Raw genomic sequence first — 294 nt, 5'->3', positions numbered from 1 at the left:
CGTCGAAGTAGCGGATCGCGTAGCCGGTCAGCCGGTCGAGTTCCGGATGCGTCTTCGGCGTCACGCCCGGCGCATGCCGCGAGATGAAGCCCCACAGCACCGACTTGTCATGCGCGTTGGAAGCACTCACCAGGTTGAGCAGCAGCGCGAACGGCACCGGCAGGTCGATGGCCGGCGGGTTGCCGTCATGCATGTGCCAGACCGGATTGCCGAGCCGCTCCTTCCAGTCCTGCCGCGGATAGGCGCCGAGGAAGGTGTAGTACTCGTCCACGGCCCTCGGAATGACGTCGGAAT

Annotated in this window: 1 pseudogene; it reads right to left on the bottom strand. The window is 65.6% G+C overall.

Annotated elements, in window-relative coordinates:
- Positions 1-294, bottom strand: a pseudogene (lysK, locus tag EN850_RS35620) (lysine--tRNA ligase); the annotation flags it as partial.

The organism is Mesorhizobium sp. M8A.F.Ca.ET.207.01.1.1 (genome assembly GCF_004794715.1).
In the GTDB taxonomy this organism is placed as follows: Bacteria; Pseudomonadota; Alphaproteobacteria; order Rhizobiales; family Rhizobiaceae; genus Mesorhizobium.
This window is presented reverse-complemented; position numbering and strand designations above follow the sequence as displayed.